Annotated in this window: 18 protein-coding genes; 7 read left to right on the forward strand and 11 right to left on the reverse strand. The window is 60.7% G+C overall.

Going from position 1 to position 21,044, the window contains the following annotated elements; genetic code table 11:
* A partial coding sequence (locus P3T40_RS43650; RefSeq protein ID WP_429273874.1) for a zinc ribbon domain-containing protein occupies nt 1-199 on the reverse strand: 199 nt, incomplete at its 3' end.
* Between the two features lie 58 nt (nt 200-257).
* Nucleotides 258-953, reverse strand: coding sequence for a TetR/AcrR family transcriptional regulator (locus P3T40_RS43655; protein ID WP_429273875.1), 696 nt, complete (start codon nt 951-953; stop codon nt 258-260).
* 197 nt (nt 954-1,150) lie between these two features.
* Here P3T40_RS43655 and P3T40_RS43660 point away from each other — a divergent pair, with 197 nt between their 5' ends.
* Nucleotides 1,151-2,899, forward strand: a complete 1,749-nt coding sequence (locus tag P3T40_RS43660) for a CocE/NonD family hydrolase (protein ID WP_429273876.1) — start codon at nt 1,151-1,153, stop codon at nt 2,897-2,899.
* Between the two features lie 528 nt (nt 2,900-3,427).
* Here the strand turns inward: P3T40_RS43660 and P3T40_RS43665 are convergent.
* The 4 genes from P3T40_RS43665 to manD form a co-directional block, all read right to left on the reverse strand.
* Nucleotides 3,428-4,273 (reverse strand): GntR family transcriptional regulator, encoded by an 846-nt coding sequence (locus P3T40_RS43665; protein ID WP_429273877.1) that lies wholly within the window; start codon nt 4,271-4,273, stop codon nt 3,428-3,430.
* A gap of 33 nt (nt 4,274-4,306) precedes the next feature.
* The gene (locus P3T40_RS43670) at nt 4,307-5,605 is read right to left on the reverse strand and encodes an MFS transporter (protein WP_429273878.1); all 1,299 of its coding nucleotides are present in this window, start codon (nt 5,603-5,605) and stop codon (nt 4,307-4,309) included.
* 89 nt (nt 5,606-5,694) lie between these two features.
* Entirely contained in the window at nt 5,695-6,732 is a 1,038-nt protein-coding gene (locus P3T40_RS43675) for an L-idonate 5-dehydrogenase (RefSeq protein ID WP_429273879.1), read from the reverse strand.
* A gap of 55 nt (nt 6,733-6,787) precedes the next feature.
* Nucleotides 6,788-7,996, reverse strand: a complete 1,209-nt coding sequence (gene manD, locus P3T40_RS43680; protein WP_429273880.1) for a D-mannonate dehydratase ManD — start codon at nt 7,994-7,996, stop codon at nt 6,788-6,790.
* A 95-nt stretch (nt 7,997-8,091) separates the two neighbouring features.
* On the opposite strand from manD, the gene P3T40_RS43685 reads away from it, so the two are divergent.
* Nucleotides 8,092-9,561 (forward strand): mannitol dehydrogenase family protein, encoded by a 1,470-nt coding sequence (locus tag P3T40_RS43685; protein WP_429273881.1) that lies wholly within the window; start codon nt 8,092-8,094, stop codon nt 9,559-9,561.
* Between the two features lie 35 nt (nt 9,562-9,596).
* Here P3T40_RS43685 and P3T40_RS43690 read toward each other — a convergent pair whose 3' ends face one another.
* A complete protein-coding gene (locus P3T40_RS43690) occupies nt 9,597-10,718 on the reverse strand; it encodes a lactonase family protein (RefSeq protein WP_429273882.1) in 1,122 nt (373 codons plus the stop codon).
* Between the two features lie 167 nt (nt 10,719-10,885).
* Here P3T40_RS43690 and P3T40_RS43695 point away from each other — a divergent pair, with 167 nt between their 5' ends.
* The 4 genes from P3T40_RS43695 to P3T40_RS43710 are packed head-to-tail and all read left to right on the forward strand — an operon-like array spanning nt 10,886 to nt 15,371.
* Nucleotides 10,886-11,923: an ABC transporter substrate-binding protein gene (locus P3T40_RS43695; RefSeq protein ID WP_429273883.1), complete on the forward strand. Its 1,038-nt coding sequence runs from the start codon at nt 10,886-10,888 to the stop codon at nt 11,921-11,923.
* 60 nt (nt 11,924-11,983) lie between these two features.
* Nucleotides 11,984-13,480 carry an ATP-binding cassette domain-containing protein gene (locus P3T40_RS43700; RefSeq protein ID WP_429273884.1) on the forward strand — a complete coding sequence of 499 codons (1,497 nt, stop codon included), beginning with the start codon at nt 11,984-11,986 and terminating at the stop codon, nt 13,478-13,480.
* Nucleotides 13,477-14,427, forward strand: a complete 951-nt coding sequence (locus P3T40_RS43705) for an ABC transporter permease (RefSeq protein WP_429273885.1) — start codon at nt 13,477-13,479, stop codon at nt 14,425-14,427. Before P3T40_RS43700 ends, P3T40_RS43705 begins: the two co-directional genes overlap by 4 nt.
* Complete coding sequence (locus P3T40_RS43710) at nt 14,424-15,371, forward strand: ABC transporter permease (protein ID WP_429273886.1); 948 nt, start codon at nt 14,424-14,426, stop codon at nt 15,369-15,371. The genes P3T40_RS43705 and P3T40_RS43710 overlap by 4 nt, the downstream gene beginning before the upstream one ends.
* A 596-nt stretch (nt 15,372-15,967) precedes the next feature.
* On the opposite strand, the gene P3T40_RS43715 is transcribed toward P3T40_RS43710, so the two are convergent.
* The 4 genes from P3T40_RS43715 to ltrA form a co-directional block, all read right to left on the reverse strand.
* On the reverse strand, nt 15,968-16,186 hold the full coding sequence (locus P3T40_RS43715) for a hypothetical protein (RefSeq protein WP_429273887.1): 219 nt from the start codon (nt 16,184-16,186) through the stop codon (nt 15,968-15,970).
* Between the two features lies 1 nt (nt 16,187).
* Nucleotides 16,188-16,412 carry a hypothetical protein gene (locus P3T40_RS43720; protein WP_429273888.1) on the reverse strand — a complete coding sequence of 75 codons (225 nt, stop codon included), beginning with the start codon at nt 16,410-16,412 and terminating at the stop codon, nt 16,188-16,190.
* Nucleotides 16,413-16,788: 376 nt separating this feature from the next.
* On the reverse strand, nt 16,789-17,433 hold the full coding sequence (locus P3T40_RS43725; protein WP_429273889.1) for an SOS response-associated peptidase: 645 nt from the start codon (nt 17,431-17,433) through the stop codon (nt 16,789-16,791).
* Between the two features lie 345 nt (nt 17,434-17,778).
* Nucleotides 17,779-19,116: a group II intron reverse transcriptase/maturase gene (gene ltrA / locus P3T40_RS43730; RefSeq protein ID WP_429273890.1), complete on the reverse strand. Its 1,338-nt coding sequence runs from the start codon at nt 19,114-19,116 to the stop codon at nt 17,779-17,781.
* A gap of 568 nt (nt 19,117-19,684) precedes the next feature.
* On the opposite strand from ltrA, the gene P3T40_RS43735 reads away from it, so the two are divergent.
* On the forward strand, nt 19,685-20,518 hold the full coding sequence (locus P3T40_RS43735) for a tyrosine-type recombinase/integrase (RefSeq protein ID WP_429273891.1): 834 nt from the start codon (nt 19,685-19,687) through the stop codon (nt 20,516-20,518).
* The last annotated feature ends 526 nt before the right edge of the window (nt 20,519-21,044 follow it).

Below are 21,044 nucleotides of genomic sequence, written 5' to 3' on the forward strand. Positions count from 1 at the left end.
CCGTATCCGCGTGGTCGGAGTGCCCGCACGCGACGCAGGCGAACAGCGCTTGCGTCTTGCGATTATCCTTCGATACATGGCCACAGCACGGGCACGTACGGCTCGTGTTCTTAGGGGCTACTGCGACGAAATACCCGCCGCGCCATGCCGTCTTGTATTCGAGTTGGCGGCGGAATTCGCCCCGAGGTTTGACGCGCATCCGATCAAACCGGCTCCGTACGTACCGTTGGGCAATCGGCAAAATCAGCCAGTTCACGTCAGTCGTTCGGTTGATTGTCTGAGCGGTGAGCGATAGCGAGTGCATCGAGCCCGGCCATCACGAAGCGCACAAAGTCCTCCGCAAGCGCGTCTTTGTCCTTCATGACAGCGGGCAAAAGGGCAGTCTGCATCTGCTTTGGCGCGACCATCATCACGACGCAGGGGAGCACAGTAAACATCAGGGCGCGCTGTACCGCCGGAGCTTTCGGGTGTAGCCCCAGCACCTCGCCGATCAGTCCAAGCAGGAATGCAGCTTTCGGCCGCACGGCCTTCTTGATAAGCGCCGGAATGGCGGCCGACGGGGAGAGCACTTCGCGCAACATGACCATGAAGCCCCATGGAGTGCCTGTGCTCGTTGAAAGACCAACGAATCGGTAAAGCACAGCGCGAAGTTTCTCCCTTGGATCGCTTAGCCCGGCCGTCAGCGCCTCAAGTTCTTCGAGGCCCACAACGTGGCGGTGCGCCTCGACGAGCGCGGCCTCATAGAGTGCCTCCCTGCTGCCGAAGTGATAGTTGACCGATGCCATCGGCGTACCAGCGCGCTCGCAAATTTCCTTGCTGGTGGCATCTGCGAAACCACGTTCCGCGAACACCTGCCCTGCGGTATCGAGCAGATGCTGACGTGTCGCCGCGCCGTCAGGGCGCGAGGCCCGTTTCGGCTGTTTTGCGCCTGGTTTTCTCGTAGTTGTTGACATGATGGAAGCGCTAGGTCGGTAAAATTAGTTTGAATTTGAATTCAAATTCACATACCATCCATTCTACTTCATCGGCGTACGGACCGCGAGCGGACGCGCCAGCACGAACTGCTGCAACACCTAAGCAACCTTATTGTTCTCGCGAAGCCCACAAATCCAGGCCGCATCGATCCGGCCTGTCTAACGATGGATGAACCATGTCTCGATCAGTCTCCGGTATCGAACCCGGACAGCGTCAACTCAACGGGCCGCAAACGAGCGGCCGGAATTACCACAATCTCTCCATGCCCAACCTGGAGATGGATTCCGACTACGACGTCCCTGTGCCAATGCGGGATGGCGTCGAACTGCGCGCTGACATCTACCGGCCGGCGACGCCCAGTCGGTATCCGGTGCTGGTGTCCGCGTCGCCTTATCCTCGTCAGATACAAAACCTCGGCGCGCCGCTCGGGTTCATCGAAGCAGGCGCCAGCGACTTCTTCGTGCCGCGCGGATACGTTCACGTCATTGCGAATATCCGTGGCACGGGCGGTTCGGGTGGGACGTTTGGCTTTTTCGACGGTCAGGAGCGCCGGGATATGTACGACCTGGTGGAATGGGCTGCGGAGCAGCCATGGTCCGACGGCAATGTCGGCATGGTCGGAATCAGCTATTTCGCCATGACCCAGCTGGAGGCCGCGGTTGAGCAACCGCCTCATCTGAAGGCGATTTTCCCGGTCGCGGTGACCGTTGACCTTTTTGAAGCGGCCGTGCACCACGGACTCGCGAGCACGTCCTTTCTTACGCCGTTCCTGTCGATGATAGGGATGACATCCGGGCACGGCAGCGGGTTTTACCGCAACAGGTTCGTCGATGCGGCGCGTTACATCCTGAAGACTCCCGCGATTCACAAGCGGTTCGAGACCATGAACGGCGAGGCGGCGATGGCCGGCATCAAGGGTTTGCTGAAACTGCATCACTCGCCGCATCCCTGGGACGAACTCTGGCGGGCATGCGTTGTGGAACATCAGGCGCGCGACGACTGGTGGGACGACCGCAATCTCCTGCCGCTGCTGGACCGGGTCAACGTGCCTGTCTATCTGGGTTGCGACTGGGATAACGTACCCTTGCATCTTCCGTCCACGTTCAAGGCATACTCCGCGCTCGTCAACAGTCCGCACGTTCGTGTGGGAATGCTGGGCACGCATGGTCTCGCATGGCCGTGGGAGAGCTTGCACATCGAAGCTCTCGCGTGGTTCGATCATTGGCTGAAGGGGCGCGACACCGGGATTCTCGAAGGCCCTCCCATCCGTTACGTTCTGCCCGGTACTGAAGGATGGCGGACTGCCGATTCATGGCCGCCCGTTGCTACGTACCGCCCGCTGGCGCTAGGCGCCGACGGCACGCTTGCCGACGACGAACGCATTAGTGGAACACGCCAACTCATGAGTTCGGGTGCCGGACTGAATCGGGACCATCCGAGTCCCGTGGACCCTGCTTCTAGCCTGACGTGGACGAGTCATCCGCTGGAGCAAAATCTTGATATCGCTGGTGACATAGAGCTACAACTCGATGCGATCAGCACCGCGCCGGACACGGCGTGGATTGCCATACTGCAGGACGTCGATGTCTCGGGTGCGGTGACGGAGGTTACCGCCGGCTACTTGCGTGCCAGCATGCGGGCCGTCGATGAAAGCACCAGCCGCCTCGGAGCGCCCGCCCTCCCTTGCAGGACATTTGAGACAGTGCCGGTCGGCAAGCTTGTGAAATACCGAATCCCCATGGTTGCCAATGCACGACGATTCCGGGCGGGGCATCGCATCCAGCTGTTCATTACCAGCGACGACCAGAATCCTCAGACGCCGGCAATGCTGCGGTTTCGACATGCAAGTGTTGGCACCAGCAGCCTTAACACGATCAGTTCGTCCTCCCGTTTGATGCTGCCAGTTTTGCCGGAGTCGCACTGAAATCCTTCCGCGATAAAGGGCGCATGGGCTCCTCTGGCGCGCCCATGGACGGGTATTGCCTAAGCGGGCCCGTTGGTCGCCGGATCGCCGGTGGCGTTGCCACTTTCTGGGGATACGCGAGATGGCATTGGGCAAACGTCATACAAGCATGGCACGGCAGGCAACGGCGATCCAGCTTTCATCCGTCCAGGAACGGCTGACAAATCAGCAATCCCCGCGTCGAAAGGCAGTTTGACACTGGTGAACGGGACAGGCGTCAATGCAGCGTGACAGGCCGCTTATGGCCGGAACCCGGTGCGACGCAGACCTTGATCGATCGCTGATCGCCGCAGGCATGCGAAAGGCAAGAAGCGACCCGAGGCGACATTCAACCTTGGCTCGCGACCGTCCGGTCACGAGTAGACAAGAGACCTTCTTCGATCGAAAGGTACTCCGGCTCGCTGGTTCTGCGAGACCGCCGCACTTCGTTCGACTCTCCAGAAGACCTACCATCGAGCTGACGATGAAATTTCGCCCTAGGGTTACAAATCAGGGCATCAATGCGACGAGTTGCGGCTCCTCCGGTTCGAACCAGTCAGGATTTAGCTCAGCGACTGGCCCGAGGGACACTAGGATCTCACGCAAATGGGACCGCATCGCCTCTTCGGCAGCGTCGGGGTCGTGCGCCTTTAACGCATTCACGATGTGGACGTGCTGCTTGATCAGCAAGTCGAGCGGCGAGACCTCGTGCAGGCTCAGGTAACGCACACGGTCCATCTGCGCCTTAATGTCCTGAATGGTGTCCCACGCCGCCACACAATCAATTGACTGCGCGATCAGAAAATGAAACTGTTCATCGCACGCGAGGAACGCGGCAGTATCGTTGGCCTTCGAGGCAGCTTTTTGCTCCCGCAGATTTGCAGCGAGATCCGCGAGCTGTGCATCGGTGATCGCGACCGCCGATTTACGCACGACCGCCGCTTCGATCGCTTCGCGAATAAATCGACCCTCACGCACTTTGCGCGGTGATATCCGCTTAACAAACGTGCCGCGTTGCGGCAGCACCTGGAGCACACCTGCCTCTACGAGCTTGATGAATGCCTCGCGGACCGGCTGGCGGGATACCTGAAACATTTCCGACACTTCCTTCTCCGAAAGTGGTGTGCCGGGTGCAAGCAAGCCGGTAAAAATAGCCTGACGCAGCGAGCGGAAAATCTGCTTGCCGATCGGCTCATGTGATTCCAGGGAGACGCCGGCTATTGCGCCGGGAATCAACAGTTTTGGCAAATCACTGGATGTGGCACGCAGCCGTGACTGACCAGCGGTCGGACGGGCTGCCGATGCACCCGTCACACTGTTTCGCTGTCGACTGGCATGCAAGCTCGCATTTTTCATTGTTCAATAAGCCGTTAAACTGATAGCCCAACACTACCATACTAGTTTACGTTCTGCCGGATCTTTTTGCGCGCGCGGTTCGCGAATCCAGACCAGCGCGCACAAGGCTCCGAGCACGGCAATCGCTCCGGCGAGAACGAACGCGCTCCCGTAGGCGCCGTGCGTAGCCTGCACGATAAACCCCGTCACTGCCGGTCCAATCACGCCTGCGAGATTGGCCAGGAGATGCACGAAGCCGCCTACGCCACCGACGTTCTCGCGCCGCACGGTGTCCTGGATCACCGCCCAGTAAACAGACCCCGTGACATACAGGAAAAAGATCGAGACTGACATCAGCGCGACCGCCCCCTCCATACTCTGCACGCGCCCGGCAAATGCCACGCATACCGCTGCGACGCCGAGACACACGGAAAGGACGATTCTTCGCGACATAAGCGGTTTGCCGGTCAGGCGCAGGATGAAATCGGTAATGAAACCGCCTGCCGCAAGCCCGATACTGCCGAGCACCCACGGTATGACCGTCGCAATGCTCATATCATGCAGCGACATGTGATGAGCTTCGGTCAGGTAGGTCGGAAACCACGATAGGAAGAAAAACAGTACGTAGTTGTATGCGAAAAACGCAAACGCCGTCGCGAGAATGAGTGGCTGCTTGAGATAGAAGCTCAGGCCCGTCTTCTTGCCCGCGGGCGCGTGTTCCAGCGACGAAGCCTGCTGCTGGCCCGCAACGATCAGCTCGAGTTCAGCTTCCTTTACACGCTTATTCTGCTGGGGGTGTTCCGTCGTAGTAAGGGACCAGAGCATGAGCCAGGCAAGCCCGAACACCATGATCGCGACAAACGCCCAGCGCCAGCCGAACTGGATCGCCATATAGCCGACGATCGGCCCCGCTAGCGCGCCCCCAAGCGGTGTGCCTGAGCTGATGACACCGATCGCGCTCGCCACCTCGCGGCGCGGGAACCAGTTGTTCACCATCTTGCTGTTCGACGAACTGAACGGACCTTCTCCCATGCCAAACAGCACGCGAAGCACGATCAGCGAGACAAGACCACTCGCGAGCGCGGTTGCGCCGCAAAAGATCGACCAGATACCCATTGCACCGCCAAAGACTTTCTTCGCTCCGAATTTGTCTGAAGCTACGCCGCCGATGAAATTAAACAACGCGTAACCGACAAAGAAGCTGCTGAATACGATGCCCATCTCCGCGTGGGAGAAGTTGAGGTCTTTCTGGATCAGCGGCGCGGCAATCGAAAGCGCCGCGCGGTCGAGATAATTGATGACGCCCGCCAGAAATAGCAGGCCGACGACGAACCATCGCTGGCTCTTGATCATGACATGTCTCCATGCAAAGCTCTTACTCCGATCCCATGCAAGATGCTTGCTGTACCGCCTCTTCTTTGTCGGGCGGTTGGACTCCCGGGTTAGTCGAAGTGCAGATGGACCTTCATCGACTGGTTCCGGTCATGTGCCACTTCGAATGCGCGGTTCGCTTCTTCGAGCGGAAAAGCGTGCGTCATTAACGGACGAAGGTCGATCTTGTGCGCACCGAGTTCTTCGGCCGCCACCGCATATTCATCGGTAAAGCGGAACGATCCCTGGTAACAAAGCTCCTTGGCCATCACCAGATTCGCCGGCACCGGCGAGTGTCCCGCCGGCAGATTGCCGACCTGGATCACCGTACCGCCAGCGCGCGCTGCACGCAATGCCGTATCGAGACCAGCAGGACTACCCGAAGCTTCGAGTACGACGTCGAAGGTGCCGCGTTGCTGCGACCACTGGTCGATGCGCGTCTGGTCGTTGGCGAGCACCGTTTCGTCCGCGCCGAGCGTCGCAGCCATCTGGAGTGCCTTGTCGGCAAGATCGACGGCGACGAGATGGTGCGCGCCTGCGCGGCGCGCCACCGCCAGGAGAATGCAGCCAATCGGCCCGCAGCCGACGAGCAGAACCTTCGCGCCGACAAGCGAGCCGGCCAGACGCAGCGCATGCAGCGCGACGGCAAGCGGCTCGGCCATGGATGCCATCGCAAAGTCCAGTCCCTCAGGCACCGGCACACATTGACGCGCGTCCACCGCAATGAACTGGCGGAACATACCCTGCATATGGGGAAATGTGGAGGCGCTGCCCATGAAGCGCATGTTCAGGCAATGATTCGGCATCCCCTTCAAGCAATAGCGGCAAGTCCCGCAATTGAGGCCTGGATTGACCGCGACGCGCTGCCCGACGCTCAGGTCGCTCACGCCCTCGCCCAATGCGGCGATTTCACCGGCGACCTCGTGGCCCAGCACGAACGGTTCACGCACAGCGAAGTCACCGCTCTTGCCCTTGAAGTAATACGACAGGTCAGATCCGCAAATGCCGCCCGCGCGCACCCGAATCTGCACCTGGTCCGGCTGCGGTTGAGGGGCATCGAGCTCATCGATGAGAAGTTTTTTGGGTTCGTGGAGAACGGCTGCAAACATCGTGCTGCTCCTTTGTTTCTTTGTGCGGCGCGGCCTCAGATGAGGCCGCGTGAAATCACCAGTTCCAGAGCGTGCCGTCTTCAAGACGCGCCACGGGCAGATACGCGGGATCGTAGGGGTACTTCGCGGCGAGCTTCTCGTCGATATCGACGCCGTGCCCCGGCGCTTCGCCCGGGTGCATCATGCCGCGATCGAACGTCCATGCATGCGGGAACACGTCGAGCGCTTCCTTCGGAAAGCCCATGTATTCCTGCACGCCGAAATTCGGCACCCACAGATCGAAATGCAACGCAGCGCCCATGCAGACCGGAGACAGATCCGACGGACCATGGCAGCCCGTACGCACCTGATAGAGTGAAGCGAAGTCGGCGATACGCTTCAGGTGCGTGATACCGCCCGCGTGGGTGAGCGTTGCGCGAATGTAGTCGATCAACTGCTCCTCGATCAGTTGCTTGCAGTCCCAGATACTGTTGAAGACTTCGCCGACCGCGATCGGCGTTACCGTGTGCTCGCGGATCAAGCGGAAGCCGGCCTGGTTTTCGGCGGGTGTTGGATCTTCCATCCAGAAGAGCCGGTACGGCTCGACCAATTTTCCAAGCCGTGCCGCTTCAATCGGCATGAGGCGGTGGTGCACGTCATGCAGCAAATGCGACTCAAAGCCGAACTTGTCGCGTACGGCCTCGAAGAGCTTCGGCACGAAGTCGAGGTATTTTTCTGTGGACCAGCTCTGCTCCTCCACGCCGCCCTTGGTCGCCGGCTCGTACATGCCGCTGCCTTTTGACACGCCATACACGGAGCGCATGTTCGGCACGCCGCACTGAATGCGGATTGCCTTGTAGCCCTCTTCGAGGTGCTCGCCGTAACGGTCAAGCGCTTCGGGAATGTCGCGGCCCGTGGCGTGTCCATAGACCATGACACCCTCACGCGACGCGCCGCCTAGCAAGCGGTACAGCGGCAAGTTCGCTACCTTGCCGAGAATGTCCCAGAGCGCCATATCAACGGCGGCGATCGCGGTCATCGTCACGGGACCACGCCGCCAGTACGCACCCTTGTAGAGAAATTGCCAGATGTCTTCGATGCGGCCCGGATCGCGCCCGACCAGCAACGGACAAACGTGATCCTTCAGATACGAGGCTACCGCGAGCTCACGGCCATTCAGCGTGGCATCGCCAATGCCATACACACCCTCGTCCGTCACCACCTTCAGCGTGACGAAATTGCGGCCAGGGCATGTGACGATCACATCGGCGCGGACGATTTTCATGGGGATTTCCTTGAGTGGCATTCGTTGGAATCGATGCTACCATACAAGTATAGTTAAACGTCAACTGCGGGTATTCCCGCTCTCCGGACCTCGAGATGACCGCCAAACCCACCCTGAGCCGCGCTGCGCTTCCGTCTTTGACCGATCACCTGATTTCGCCGACGTGGTCCGAACCGGCCATCGGCATCGTCCATCTTGGGATCGGCAACTTTCATCGAGCGCATGAAGCGGTCTATACCGAAGAAGCGATGCGCTCGGCCGGAGGCGATTGGGGCATCTGCGGGGTGACGCTGCAAGGCGATGTCAGCAAGCGCGACGCGCTGATGGCGCAGGACGGGCTTTACAGCGTAGTCGAGCGCGGACCTGGAGGCGTGCGCGTGACGGTGGTTCGTGCGCTGAAGGAAGTGCTGGCGATGCCGCACGACCGAACGCGGCTCTTCATGCTTCTCACGGATCGAAAAGTGCGCATCGTTTCGTTGACGGTCACCGAAAAGGGCTACTGCCGCGACCCGCAAACCGGCGACGTGGACCTGAACCACGAAGGTGTTCGCCAGGACCTGGCGCGGCCGGACGAGCCGTCGACCGTCTCTGGAATCCTGTGCGCCGCGCTCAGACTGCGCCGCGACGCGGGCACGCCGCCCTTTACCGTGCTCTCGTGCGACAACCTCTCACACAACGGCGCGGCGCTGAAACAGGTCGTCTGTTCGTTCGCGCGGGCGATAAGCGACGAACTCGGCACGTGGATCGAAACACAGGTCGCGTTTCCGTCCACGATGGTGGATCGCATCGTGCCAGCCACAACCGATTCCGATCGCGACGCCGCCCGCAATATTCTCGGCATGGACGACGCCGCGCCGGTTCCTTGCGAGCCATTCCGGCAGTGGGTGATCGAAGACCACTTTCCCACCGGACGCCCCGACTGGGAACAGGCCGGCGCGCAACTTGTCGACGACGTGATGCCGTTTGAACTCGCCAAGCTGCGCATGCTGAACGGCACGCATTCGACGCTCGCCTACCTCTCGATGCTCGCGGGTTTCGAGACGATCGACGAAGCCATCGCGCACCCTCAACTGAAGGCTCTGATCCACGCGATGATGACGCACGAGATCGCGCCGACGCTCGACGTACCCGCCTCGTTCGACCTGCTCGCCTATCGCGACGCGTTGCTGGCGCGTTACGCGAACCCGGCCCTCAAGCACCGCACGGCGCAGATCGCCATGGACGGCAGCCAGAAGATTCCACCGCGCCTGCTGGCGACGATCGAAGCTCGTCTGAACGCAGGCCAGTCGATCGAGCGGCTGGCGCTCGCTGTGGCCGCGTGGTTCGTGTTCCTGCGCGGCCACGCCGACGACGGCACACGCTACACGATCAGCGATCCGCTTGCCGCACGCCTCACCGACAGCGTGCCTGACGACCCCGTGCAGCTGGTCGATACGATGCTGGCCATCAAGCAAGTATTCCCGCCCGAACTCGCACGTCGCGAGGATTTTCGCCGCCCGCTGCTGAACGCCGCGAAGCTGTTGCAACGCGGTGCACGTCAGGCTATCGACGCCGAACGACGTTGACCCTATCTTCGCGCCAATCATCGGACTAGCGCGCTTTAAGTAATGTCAAAGCGCGCGGCCTTCACACACATTGGCGTGCCGACGGCAACAAGACCGACCTGCTCGGCGGGCTCGCCGGTCGCCGGATCGAGGCGGTAGACCGCCAACCGGTCGCTGTCTTGCAGCGCAACAAGCAGAAAACGCCCCGCTGGCGACAATGCAAAGCTGCGCGGCGTCTTGCCGCCAGCGCCGCGCACCGATGCCGAGACAATCCTCCCCGTCCCTTCTTCCAGCCGGTAGATGCCGATGGCGTCCGCGCCTCTAATCGAGGCATAGAGGAAACGTCCGTCCGCTGCGATCTGCAAATCCGCTGGCTGGCCCGAGCCAGGGTTCTCGGGCAATGCATCCACCGTTTCGAGCAGTCGAAGCGTGCCGTCGCCCGGCGCATAAGCGAGACGGCAAACGGTCGAATCCAGTTCGTTGACGACATAGGCTGTCACGCCGTTCGGATGAAAGACAAAATGGCGCGGCCCCGCACCCGGGTTCATGCGCGTCGCGGGCACACCCGAAGATTCGAGACGACGCGAATCGACGTTGATCCGATACGTGACAAGTTCGTCAGTGCCCAGATCCGTGGCCACGGCAAAGCGGTTATCGGCACTGGGGACGACGCAATGGGCATGCGGCACGCTCTGGCGGTCTGCCTTCGGCCCGCTACCGGTATGCGCAAATTCGCTCGACGCAAGGCTCAAACCGCCGTTATCCAGCACTGAAAAGCTCGCGATCTGCAGTCGCGGCGTCTCTGCTGCCGTCTCATGACCGTAATTGGCAACGAACGCCGTGCCCGCTTGCCGGTCGACGTTGCAATAGGCCGTGAGACTGCCGCGCGTGGGTTGCCGGTTGATGAGCACCAGCGCCCCCGACATCGGGTCGACGCGGTACGCGCTGACGGCCCCCTCGGGCTCACCGAAGATTTCGCTGGTCGCATAAAGCAATCCGCGCTGCTCAACCACTGCAAGAAATGTCGGATTGGCGATGTCCGTGGTTTCAGCGAGGAATTCAAGCCTGCCGGTCGCTTCGTCGAAGCCGTACGTGACGATTCCCCGCCCGTTCGCCGCAGCGAAATGCGGCACGGTTCGGTTCAGGCATCCGACAAAAACGAGCGTTCGCGTTTTCATCGGGTCAGCATACGGCGTACACGAAAATAAGACCATCTGCGGTTAAACCCTACTTGTATGGTAGTAGAGTTCAACACTAAGATGCAAACACTGCCTGATTCGCCAGCCAGCGCCGTGAGGTCGCGATTGGCCCATAGCGGCGGTCCACTACTCCTCAGGAGACAAGCATGTTGCTCAAGAAAGTCATTCTCGCAACCGCAATTGGCGCGGCATTCGTTGCCGCTGGCGCTTCGGCCGCAGTCGCCACGGGCGATACGTCAAAAGACAAGATCGCACTGTCGAATAGTTATGCAGGCAATACATTCCGCCAGCAGCAACTGAAAAGCTGGGCACAGGTCGCCTCCGACGCGAAAAAGGTTGGCACGATCGCCGATGCGCCGGCCTTCACCACGGCGGAAAATCAGGCAACGGAACAGGCGCAGCAGATCCAGAACCTGGTGCTGCAGGGATACAAGGCAATCGTGATCAACGCGGCATCGCCCACGGCGCTCAACGGCGCGGTCAAGCAGGCATGCGCCGCGGGCGTGATCGTCGTTTCGTTTGACGGCATCGTCACCGAACCCTGCGCATACCGGATCGCCGCGGATTTCCATCAGATGGGAGCGGTACAGGTGGACTTTCTCGCGAAGAAGCTCAACGGGAAAGGCAATCTCCTTGAAGTTCGCGGGCTGGCCGGCGTCTCGGTTGACGATGAAATTCATCAGGGCATCGTTGATGAAGTCAAGAAATACCCCGGTATGAAAATCGTTGGCTCAGTCTACGGTGCGTGGACACAGACCGTCGCGCAGAAGGAAGTGTCAGGTGTATTGCCATCGCTGCCGCAGATCGATGCGGTCGTGACCCAAGGCGGCGACGGCTATGGCGCCGCGCGCGCGTTCCAGGCTGCGGGCCGCAAGATACCTACGATCATCCTCGGCAATCGCCAGGAGGAACTCGCATGGTGGAAGACCCAGGGCGTGGACAGCTATCAGACCATGTCGATCGCGGCCGATCCCGGCTCGTCGACCTTCGCATTCTGGGTTGCGCAACAGCTGCTGGCGGGTAATCCGTTACCGCACGACATGTCGCTGCCGACCCTCACCGTCACCTCGGCGTCGGTCGACAAGGTACTCGCTTCCACTGCGCCGGGAACCGTGGCGAGCAACGTCTTCACCCGCGACCAGGTGGTTAAGCTCATCGAGTCGCAGACGAAGCCAAAGCAGTAAGCAGGCTTTGCGCATCGCTCTCTGTGCCACTCGAGTTCCACCTCCGGTCCGGTGTCTGCCATGAATCGTAGCGACAGTATCGCAATAGAAGCCATGCACGTGGAGCGGCAGTTCCAACCGCTCATCTCCGTGCACAACATAGACGTGTCGTTCGGTCTGGTGCGAGCGTTGCGGGATGCGAACTTTCAGTTCATGCGGGGAGAGTGTGTCGCAATCGCGGGGCACAATGGCGCTGGGAAGTCCACGCTCATGTCGGTCCTCTCCGGCGCCCGACGCGCTAGCGCCGGTTGGATCGAGCACGACGAAATCCGGCACGAGCGCGGATACAGTGCTGACGTCGCGCGTGGTCTCGGTGTGCGGTGTGTGTTTCAGGAACTGTCACTTTGTCCCAACCTCACGATCGAAGAGAACATGCGCGCAATGCATCCGCAGCTAATGGGCATTGGCTGGCGCAAGCGTGCGCGGCGCATCATCGAGGCGCAGCTTGATGCGATCTTTCCGGGACATGCGCTCTCGGGCACGGACGTCGTCGGCAATCTATCTCTGACCCAGCAGCAGATGGTTGAGATCGCCCGCGCGTTTTCCAGCGTCGACAGCCCGGTGAAGGTCGTGATACTCGATGAACCGACGTCCAGTCTCGACAGGTACACCTCCGAGCAACTGCTCGCCTTCGTGCGCAAGGCTGCTGTGAGCGGGATTACCAGCATCCTGATTACCCACATGCTCGGAGAGATGCTGCGTTGCGCGGACCGGATCATGGTCATGCGCGACGGCAGCGTGGTATCCACTCTGAGCGTACACGGGCTAACCAAAGACGCGATCATCCGCGCGATGGGACAGTTTGTGGAAGGTGATGTGGCTTCCGGGCGCGAGCAGCGAGCAACGACGCATTCGGATGAGGCGTACAGATGGACCCTTGGCCCGAAAGAGCGAACCACGATGGAAGTCCCGCACGGAAGCATCGTCGGCCTCGCGGGGCTCGCAGGACAAGGCCAGACCGACGCGTTAAATGAGATCTACGCCAAAGCCCGCAGGCGAGGCTCGCATCAGCGCGTCGCCTATGTCGCCGGCGACCGGCGCGCAGATGGCGTCTTTCCGGACTGGACAATCGCGCAGAACTTCGGCATCCGTTCGCTCTTCGACCGCGCGCGCGGATCATGGATCAACGTGCGCCAGCTTCAGGCGTTGTTCGATGTGTGGGCGAAGAGGCTCGATATTCGCGGCGCCGCGGGCAGCGCCAATATTCTTGCGCTGAGCGGCGGCAACCAGCAGAAGGTGCTGTTCGGACGAGCGCTGGCATCGGATGCGGAACTGGTGCTCATGGACGATCCGATGCGCGGCGTCGACATTGGCACGAAGCTGGAAATCTATCGGCTACTTCTCGAGGAAGCCGCCAAAGGCCGCACTTTCGTCTGGTACACCACTGAAAACGATGAACTGGCGTACTGCGACAAAACCTATGTTTTCCGTTCAGGCCGGATAACGCGCGAACTGAGTGCGGCCGAATGTACCGAAGAGGCGCTGCTCGCGGCCAGCTTCGAGGAGGCGACAGAATGAAAGCAGTCCTGAGTCCGCTGCGGGGGCCGCGCGATCTGCGCTCGGTTCTGCCGTTCGCATCGCTCGTCGCGATTCTCGTGCCGATGGCGATCATCCAACCTAACACGCTCAGCTATTTCGGTGGCGTCATGCTGCTGAACCTGGGTGTGCCGATCGTGTTCGCCACCCTCGCGCAACTCGCCGTGATTACGGCGAACGAACTCGATCTGTCGATTGGCTCTTTCGTCAGCCTGGTCGCCTGCATCGGTGCGACCTTACTGCAAAGTTCGCCGTGGCTCGGTGCGCTCGCGCTTGCCGGGTGCGTTGTTCTCTACGCGCTGGTCGGCGCGCTGATTGAGTACCGTCGCATCTCGTCTGTGGTCGTCACGCTTGGATTGTCGTTCGTCTGGAATGGCATCGCCGTCCTGCTACTGCCGGCGCCTGGCGGGAAAAGTCCGGACTGGCTTGCCACGTTGATGGGTTTTCAGTCGCCCGTCATTCCGGCACCTCTACTCTGGACCGTCGCAATCGCCATCTGCATGCATCTGTTCCTGATGCGTTCGTCGCATGGTGTTGCCTTGCGCGGCGTCGGAGGAAATGCCCCTGCGATGCGCCGTTTCGGTTGGTCAGTGATACGCGCAAAAGCGACTCTCTTCGGATGCGCCGGTGTGTTCGGCGTCTGTTCCGGCCTGACCTTGCTCGGGCTCACGACTTCCGCAGATGCCAATATCGCGCTGCGCTACACGTTGCTGTCGGTGGCAGGTGTGATTCTGGGTGGCGGCGAGTTCGTAGGCGGTCGGGTATCTCCGGTTGGCGCCGTGCTCGGGGCCATCACGCTGACGCTGGCATCGTCGTTTCTTTCCTTTTTGCAGATCGCGCCTCAATGGCAGATCGGCCTGCAAGGCGCCATTCTGATCGCGGTGCTGTCGCTGCGTCTTCTGGTTCGTATGAAGGAGCAACGCAAATGAACAAAGTCTTTTCAATGCGCCAGGCCCCCTGGTTCTGGTCATTCCTCGGTGCGGTTCTGGTCGGTATTGCGGCAAGCGTGATGTTTGGCCTCGGCACGGCGGGCAGCATGCTTTCGACGGCGTCGGCGTTCGTTGTGTTTTCGGTGCTCGTCGGACTGGGACAGATGCTCGTGATTACAAGCGGCCCCGGCAATATCGACCTGTCGATACCCGCCACCATTGCACTGAGTGGCGGCATCGGCATGCGCGTCATGGCGACGAACAACCACTCCATCGTCATCGGCACCCTCGCCGTGATCGCAACAGGCGCACTGATCGGCGTGTTCAACTATCTGTTGATCCGTTCGTTGCGCATTCCACCAATCATCGCGACCTTGTCGTCGAGCTTCGTGCTCCAGTCGTTTGCGATCAGCCTCGGGCGTGGTGGTGCCGCGCCGCCTCCGGCGCTCGAAGACTTTGCGCTCGCTCGCGTGGGAGGGGTCTCGGCGCTGGCGTTCGTCGCGCTGATCATTACCTCGCTCATTGCTGTCGTCCTGTTCAAGCTGGTACAGGGGCGCAGCTTGTCGGCGCTTGGCCAGAACAGGCGTGCAGCGAATCTCGCCGGGGTCAGGGTGGGCGCGGTCCACTGCCTGACTTACGTGAGCTGCTCGGTGCTCGCCGCCATCGCGGCGCTTCTGCTCGCTGCATTTTCCGGCGGCGCAACGCTGGACATGGGCGCTGACTACATGTTGCTATCGGTCGCCGTCGTCGTGATAGGCGGCACGCTGGTGTCAGGTGGCCGACCGAGCGTCACGGGAACCTGGAGCGCCGCATGTTTCCTCTTTTTGATCAACGCGCTTCTCAATGCAAGTGGAGCAGGCGCGGGACTTCGCGCTATCGTTTATGGCGCGTTGATTATTGGGGTAACAGCCATGGCGACTGGTCCCACAGACGCTCGTTCGTAGAGGGCAACACGAATAACCGGCCTGCGATCCACGCCATGTATAAGCCCGCGGATGCAGATGGCGAGCGGTGCCCGCTCGATTTGGTATTCGCGATCGCAGCGATTTTTACTTCGGGTCAATGGCGCGTCCTGGCATCGGGCTCGAACAGGTTCAGCGGTCCCGCCAACCGCATTCAAATTATGGGTTGTCCGGGGGCAAGTTACTCGGGGTGCGGGCACCCGCTGATCGCGGGAGTTCGTGACTGGAGCCTGCTGTCCCAGCAGAACCCGATACAAATCGACACGTCGCGGTCAACCGATAAGAACTATCGGAATTCCCAGCCACGCTCGTCAGCAACTCATTGCGACTCCTCTATTGGGTGTCTGCTCTAGGCGGTACTGCAGTCAAATCGATGAACTTTACGACCGTCTCTTGTGGCCGCCAGGCGCCGACTGAGCTGGGAACGCCGGGCATCGCCAAGAACGAATCGCGCGGCCTGAGCTTGAGGCCGCACGACCCGACGTCAACATTGATATCCGCTTACCATCTGAGCCGGGACTGGTCTGGCAGGGAAGTATGGCGAAGATGGAGCGCCCTTCCATTCTCCGCAACTCACATCACCGTGCTCGGCTCGCAAGAGATGCGGCAAGATTATCCCGCTGTAACTGCAATCGCGACTGCGCCTTCGTCAGCGCGGCGAGCGCAGCGAGTTCCTTTTCGTGCGACCCCAAACGCTGTAGCAATGTCGCGTACTCACGCCGCACGGCGATGACCTCGCCGAGAGCGACGAGAGCTTGCTCAACTTCGCGGAGTTGTTGCCGCAGGTCGTCTGCCATTTCAATCCTCCCGACGGATGAACCCATCCAGTTCGTGCCGGGCTCGCTCGAGCGACTCCAGTGCATCCTGGCTCTCGTTGCTGACGCGAATGCCTTGGATAATGCGGCGGGCCTCCCTGATACCCATTAGCACTGTTTTCAGCGCGTAGTGGATCGTCGCCGACTCTCCGGGCGTGGTGGGATCGTACGGGGCACGGTTGCGCTCGAGGCGTTCTCTCTCGTCCATAGCAGCCTCGTCAAAGTACTGTGTAAACGTACAGTATCGCGAGCTGTACGTAAAGGCTTAGACTTGCTATCCCGACTCGAATGCGGAGCGCGCTATGGTCACCAGGGCCGTCCGCCGGACACTTTCCGGCCTGACTTCAGCATTTGCACCCGCCCCAAAGGGCAAGCGAGGCGCTGCACATACTCTCCAATCGGCACAGCAACGTGCCGACGAAGCATGGAGGCGTACGACGCATGGACTGCACAGCACTCACGTCCGTAAAGATCCGAAGGCTTGATTGTCGGAACCCAGAAGCAAGACGAAAGCTTCCGTCCAGAATGGCGAACTGCCGTTCTTTATTCGAAGAGTGACCCGCTCGACGCCTGATCTTCGTCTCTTAACGGTTTCCGCGGCGGCAATGGGTACGCTTCCCCGCCATTTCTTCAGCTGGGAACAGGTTCAGGAACGACCGCGCCTCGTCCGTGCTGCGGCAAGCGAGCCAATCGTCGTAGGCGCCACGCGGCACAATGACAACCGACCGCTTCTCGTCTTCGGGTGTGTGGAACTGCTTCATCAGCGGGTGCTCGTCGGCATTCACCGTGAACATGGTGAAAGACACTGACGGCGGTCCCTCCGGCTCCTCCCAGGCTCGCCATAGTCCCGCGATCGCGGGCGGCTCGCCGGAGGCCATGCCGATCCTCCAGCGCACCGGCTTGCCCGTTTCGTAGTTCGGCTCGTAGAAACTTTCGCAGGGGATCAAGCATAGCTGTAGTCCTTTCCATGGGCCGCTAAAGTTGCGTCGCTCGACGAGCGTCTCGGCGCGGGCGTTCATCGTGTCGAATTTCTTTACGTGTTTCGGAATGCGCTTTTGCGGCACCAGGGCAAACGTCGCTAGATCCGTGCTGACCCCGTCCGCGCTGCGCCGGAAGATCGGCGCCCCATAGTCCTTGAAGATTTCCGGTTCGAAATCGAAGCCCGCGGCTGGAAACTCCGAGAACGCCTCGAATATCTTGATGTCGCCCACCTTGTAGCTCGTGCACATAGCCCCTCCGTCTGGCGAACCATGATAGCGCTACGCGCACGTGCGCAATGTCGGGTAACCGGCCATTCGAATGTCAAAGATGAATGGTCCTTCATCGGCCTGAGCTGCCATTGGGATGGACCGGGTTCTACGTCAGCAATGCGGCGGATTGCTGACGATGGCTGCATCGAGCAGTCGGACGGCAACTTCCCGCACCAGCGAACTCACACTTCCGACCCTGAGCTGCCGTTGGACCCCGGGCCATGTCGATGGCCGTTTTCGCGGTACGGATAGGGGTAGGAAACGGCGATCGCCGTCCCCTCCCTCCGAACCCGGTGTGCAGTTTTCCCGCGACGGGCTCTCCAGTCAGTTGTTTCCACATCGGGATTGGCGCGCCAATCGAAGGGTCTCGGACATCGTGAACAACCCAAGATTAGCGAAGAAGGCATTCGGCCATCGCGTGTGATCGCGAAGGCATCGACCCTGCCCCGGACGATGAAGCTGTCGGCGCAGGATCGCTCGAAGGCGGCGACGAACAAAGCCGTCGACGGACGAGAAGGTGTATCGGTGGGCGTGCTGGAAATAGCCGAACCAACCACGCAGGAGTGGATTGAGCGACGTAATGATGACCTCGATCGAGTCACCCCTGTTACGCTTGGTTAGGGCTCGGATTTTATCCCGTAACCCCATGAGGCTCTTCTTGCGCACCCAACGTTGACCCGCCTCGAACCGGTAACCCAGAAACTCGAACCCATGACCCTCCAACCTGCAATCCCCAACGTGGGTTTTGTCAGGGTGCAGTGTCAAGCCATTCGCATCCACCCAAGCCCGCATGCGAGTGAGCGCAGCATCCGCGTCCTCACGTGTACGGCATAACACCACGGCGTCATCCGCGTAGCGCACCATGACCAGCCCGGCCTGTCGCATTTCCACGTCAAGCTCGTGCAGGTACAGATTTGCCAACAAGGGGCTGACAACCGCCCCTTGAGGACTGCCGGAAGTCGGCGTCCAACGCGTCATGTCTTCCATGATGTCTTGCTTGAGAAAGTACTGGATGAGCTCCAGAACCCGGCCGTCCGAGATTCGCCCGGCCACTCTCGCAAGAAGAGGTGAGTGTGGAATCGAGTCGAAATAGCTTTGCAGGTCGGCATCGACCACCCAGCAGTAGCCCGCTTTTACATGCCGGTCTACTTCGCGCAGCGCATCCTTGCAGCCCAGGCCCGGGCGGAAGCCGTAGCTTCTCGGCTCGAACTCATGCTCAAAGATCGGCTCGATTACCAGCTTCAGGGCCGCCTGAACGACGCGATCCTTTACAGCGGGTATACCGAGCGGGCGACGTCCTTTACCTTTCGGTATGTAGACGCGCCGCACCGGCTGCGGGCGATAGCTACCATCCTGCAATGCTTGCGCCAGTTCAGCAAGGTAGCGGTCCCGCGCTTGCGCGAATCGCTTCACGCTCATGCGGTCCACTCCCGCCGCCCCGGCGTTCTTCTCGACCTGAGCCCACCCCAGCCCGAGCGTGTCCAGGCGAAACACCTTGTCAATCAGACTATGCCATTTACCTCCTTTAACTCCGTTTTGTAGAGCAGCCAACATAGCGTCCGTCCAGATTGAAGCTGACGCGAATTTCCGCTGCACGCAGCTTCCCAGCGCGTCTGCATCTCGTCTAGTCGTTTCCGACACTGGCGATGCTTCGATCTTCATCTCTGCTTCCTTCCGGTCTTTTGCTATCAACTTTCCTGCCCCGCTTCCCTAGTGCGCCTTTTGCTCTGACGCAGGTCTCCACGGCTCGACTCTTCCGTGTGCAGTACTATCGGGACTCTGACTCCTGCCAGCGTTCACCTCGCCGGCAGGTCTCCCCACTTGCTTCGTGCCACCTTCCCATCGTTCCGTCCTCAACCACGTGGTACGCCACCGCACCGCTTTGTCCGCCACGACAGCGTGCTGTGTTACTTCCAGGCTTCGCCACTTTAGTGCAGGCTCGCCGCCATACCCCGCCGAAACAGGTTCGTTAACCTACGGACCGACAGTTCGCTTCCGGTTACTCCCCACCCCGCCTCACGACGACGCAGTTACCTTCAGCTACGGAGCTGTGGCCAACTCCGGCAGGGACTTCCACCCTGCAAATGGCACGCCATCATGGGCGTACACTAAACCGCTCGCGCGGTAAGGGGCTGCGGCCCAACTCTGGCGGCGAATGGGACGCCGGTGGCGCCGGTGCTTATGTTGGTGGTTGAGGCAATCCGCCTCGTCCTCCAGCAGGAGCCCCATCATGACCTCCTCCGATCCGGGCATCAGCCCGCTGCGCCGCCGTATGCTTGAGGACTTGCGCATGCGCAAGTTCGCCCCCAAGACCCAGGCCACCTATCTGCGTGCCGTCCGTCAGTTCGCCCGATACCTCGAGCGTTCACCCGCTACCGCCACCGTCGAGAATCTCCGGGACTACCAGCTGCATCTTGTCGATCACGGCGTGTCGCCAGTGTCGCTGAACGCCGCGATCAGCGCTCTGAAGTTCTTCTTTGAAGTGACGCTCGGCCGGCCTGAACTGATGGCGCGGATGCAGCCCGTACGCGTGCCCCGCACGCTCCCGGTTGTGCTCAGCCCCGAGGAGGTGCGGCGGCTCATCGCGGCAGCCGGAAACCTCAAGCATCAGACCGCGCTGTCGGTCGCCTATGGCGCCGGGCTGCGTGCGAGCGAAGTGGTCGCGCTGAAGATCGGCGACATCGACAGCCAGCGCATGACGCTGCGCATCGAGCAGGGCAAGGGCCGCCGCGACCGCTACGCGATGCTCTCGCCGGTCCTGCTCGAACGTCTGCGCGTCTGGTGGCGCGTTGCCCGTGCCCAGGGCTGCATGCTCGATGGCGGGTGGCTCTTTCCGGGCCTCGATCCGATCGACCCGCTCAGCACGCGGCAACTGACCCGCGCCATCCATGCGGCCGCCGAGGCCGCAAACATCGACAAGCGCGTCTCCATGCATACGCTGAGGCATTCGTTTGCCACACACCTGCTGGAACAGAAGGAGGATATCCGCGTGATCCAGGTGCTCCTTGGACACAGGCAGATCGAGACCACCACGCTCTATTACCGGCAGAAAGTTGTTATGTAGAGTAGCCAAGGCAAACGCTTCGTGAGCAAAGCGTCAGCTTTGGGTTACTGCACATAAAGATTCCTGACGGGGCTCCTAGCGGCCATCGGGATCGCCATCATCCGCGACTTCCTGGGTCACGAGGATGTGAAGACGACTGAGATCTATGCTCGCGCAACTGAAGCGGAATGCACTCGAGAAAGTGGCGGACGATGCGCCGCTTCCGAAGATCCCGTCCTTGCAGCAGAACAAGTCCTTGCTCGATTGGCTACATTCGCTGTAGGGTCACGGAGGCCACGCACGCCGTTTGTTAGCTGCGGCCCTCCACATCCCGCTCAAACATTTATGTCGAGTACCTACGCCCGGAAGCCTTTGCTATCAGCGAGCTTGAATCGAGACTGCACATAACAATTTTCTGCCGGTAATAGAGCAAATGTGCTGCAGCACATTTACTCTATACCCAGGTTGCCACTGATCTCCTGCGCAAGGTGATCAGTCCACTGGACCGCCTGCCCGCCGGCTAGCCCGGCCGCACGCGGAGCCCTCC

The organism is Paraburkholderia sp. EB58 (assembly GCF_050436665.1).
Taxonomy (GTDB): Bacteria; Pseudomonadota; Gammaproteobacteria; order Burkholderiales; family Burkholderiaceae; genus Paraburkholderia.

Coding starts and splice junctions, on each gene's coding strand:
- P3T40_RS43655 (WP_429273875.1), bottom strand. CDS start 953: ATGTCAACAACTACGAGAAAACCAGGCGCAAAACAGCCGAAACGGGCC.
- P3T40_RS43660 (WP_429273876.1), top strand. CDS start 1,151: ATGTCTCGATCAGTCTCCGGTATCGAACCCGGACAGCGTCAACTCAAC.
- P3T40_RS43665 (WP_429273877.1), bottom strand. CDS start 4,273: ATGAAAAATGCGAGCTTGCATGCCAGTCGACAGCGAAACAGTGTGACG.
- P3T40_RS43670 (WP_429273878.1), bottom strand. CDS start 5,605: ATGATCAAGAGCCAGCGATGGTTCGTCGTCGGCCTGCTATTTCTGGCG.
- P3T40_RS43675 (WP_429273879.1), bottom strand. CDS start 6,732: ATGTTTGCAGCCGTTCTCCACGAACCCAAAAAACTTCTCATCGATGAG.
- manD (WP_429273880.1), bottom strand. CDS start 7,996: ATGAAAATCGTCCGCGCCGATGTGATCGTCACATGCCCTGGCCGCAAT.
- P3T40_RS43685 (WP_429273881.1), top strand. CDS start 8,092: ATGACCGCCAAACCCACCCTGAGCCGCGCTGCGCTTCCGTCTTTGACC.
- P3T40_RS43690 (WP_429273882.1), bottom strand. CDS start 10,718: ATGAAAACGCGAACGCTCGTTTTTGTCGGATGCCTGAACCGAACCGTG.
- P3T40_RS43695 (WP_429273883.1), top strand. CDS start 10,886: ATGTTGCTCAAGAAAGTCATTCTCGCAACCGCAATTGGCGCGGCATTC.
- P3T40_RS43700 (WP_429273884.1), top strand. CDS start 11,984: ATGAATCGTAGCGACAGTATCGCAATAGAAGCCATGCACGTGGAGCGG.
- P3T40_RS43705 (WP_429273885.1), top strand. CDS start 13,477: ATGAAAGCAGTCCTGAGTCCGCTGCGGGGGCCGCGCGATCTGCGCTCG.
- P3T40_RS43710 (WP_429273886.1), top strand. CDS start 14,424: ATGAACAAAGTCTTTTCAATGCGCCAGGCCCCCTGGTTCTGGTCATTC.
- P3T40_RS43715 (WP_429273887.1), bottom strand. CDS start 16,186: ATGGCAGACGACCTGCGGCAACAACTCCGCGAAGTTGAGCAAGCTCTC.
- P3T40_RS43720 (WP_429273888.1), bottom strand. CDS start 16,412: ATGGACGAGAGAGAACGCCTCGAGCGCAACCGTGCCCCGTACGATCCC.
- P3T40_RS43725 (WP_429273889.1), bottom strand. CDS start 17,433: ATGTGCACGAGCTACAAGGTGGGCGACATCAAGATATTCGAGGCGTTC.
- ltrA (WP_429273890.1), bottom strand. CDS start 19,116: ATGAAGATCGAAGCATCGCCAGTGTCGGAAACGACTAGACGAGATGCA.
- P3T40_RS43735 (WP_429273891.1), top strand. CDS start 19,685: ATGACCTCCTCCGATCCGGGCATCAGCCCGCTGCGCCGCCGTATGCTT.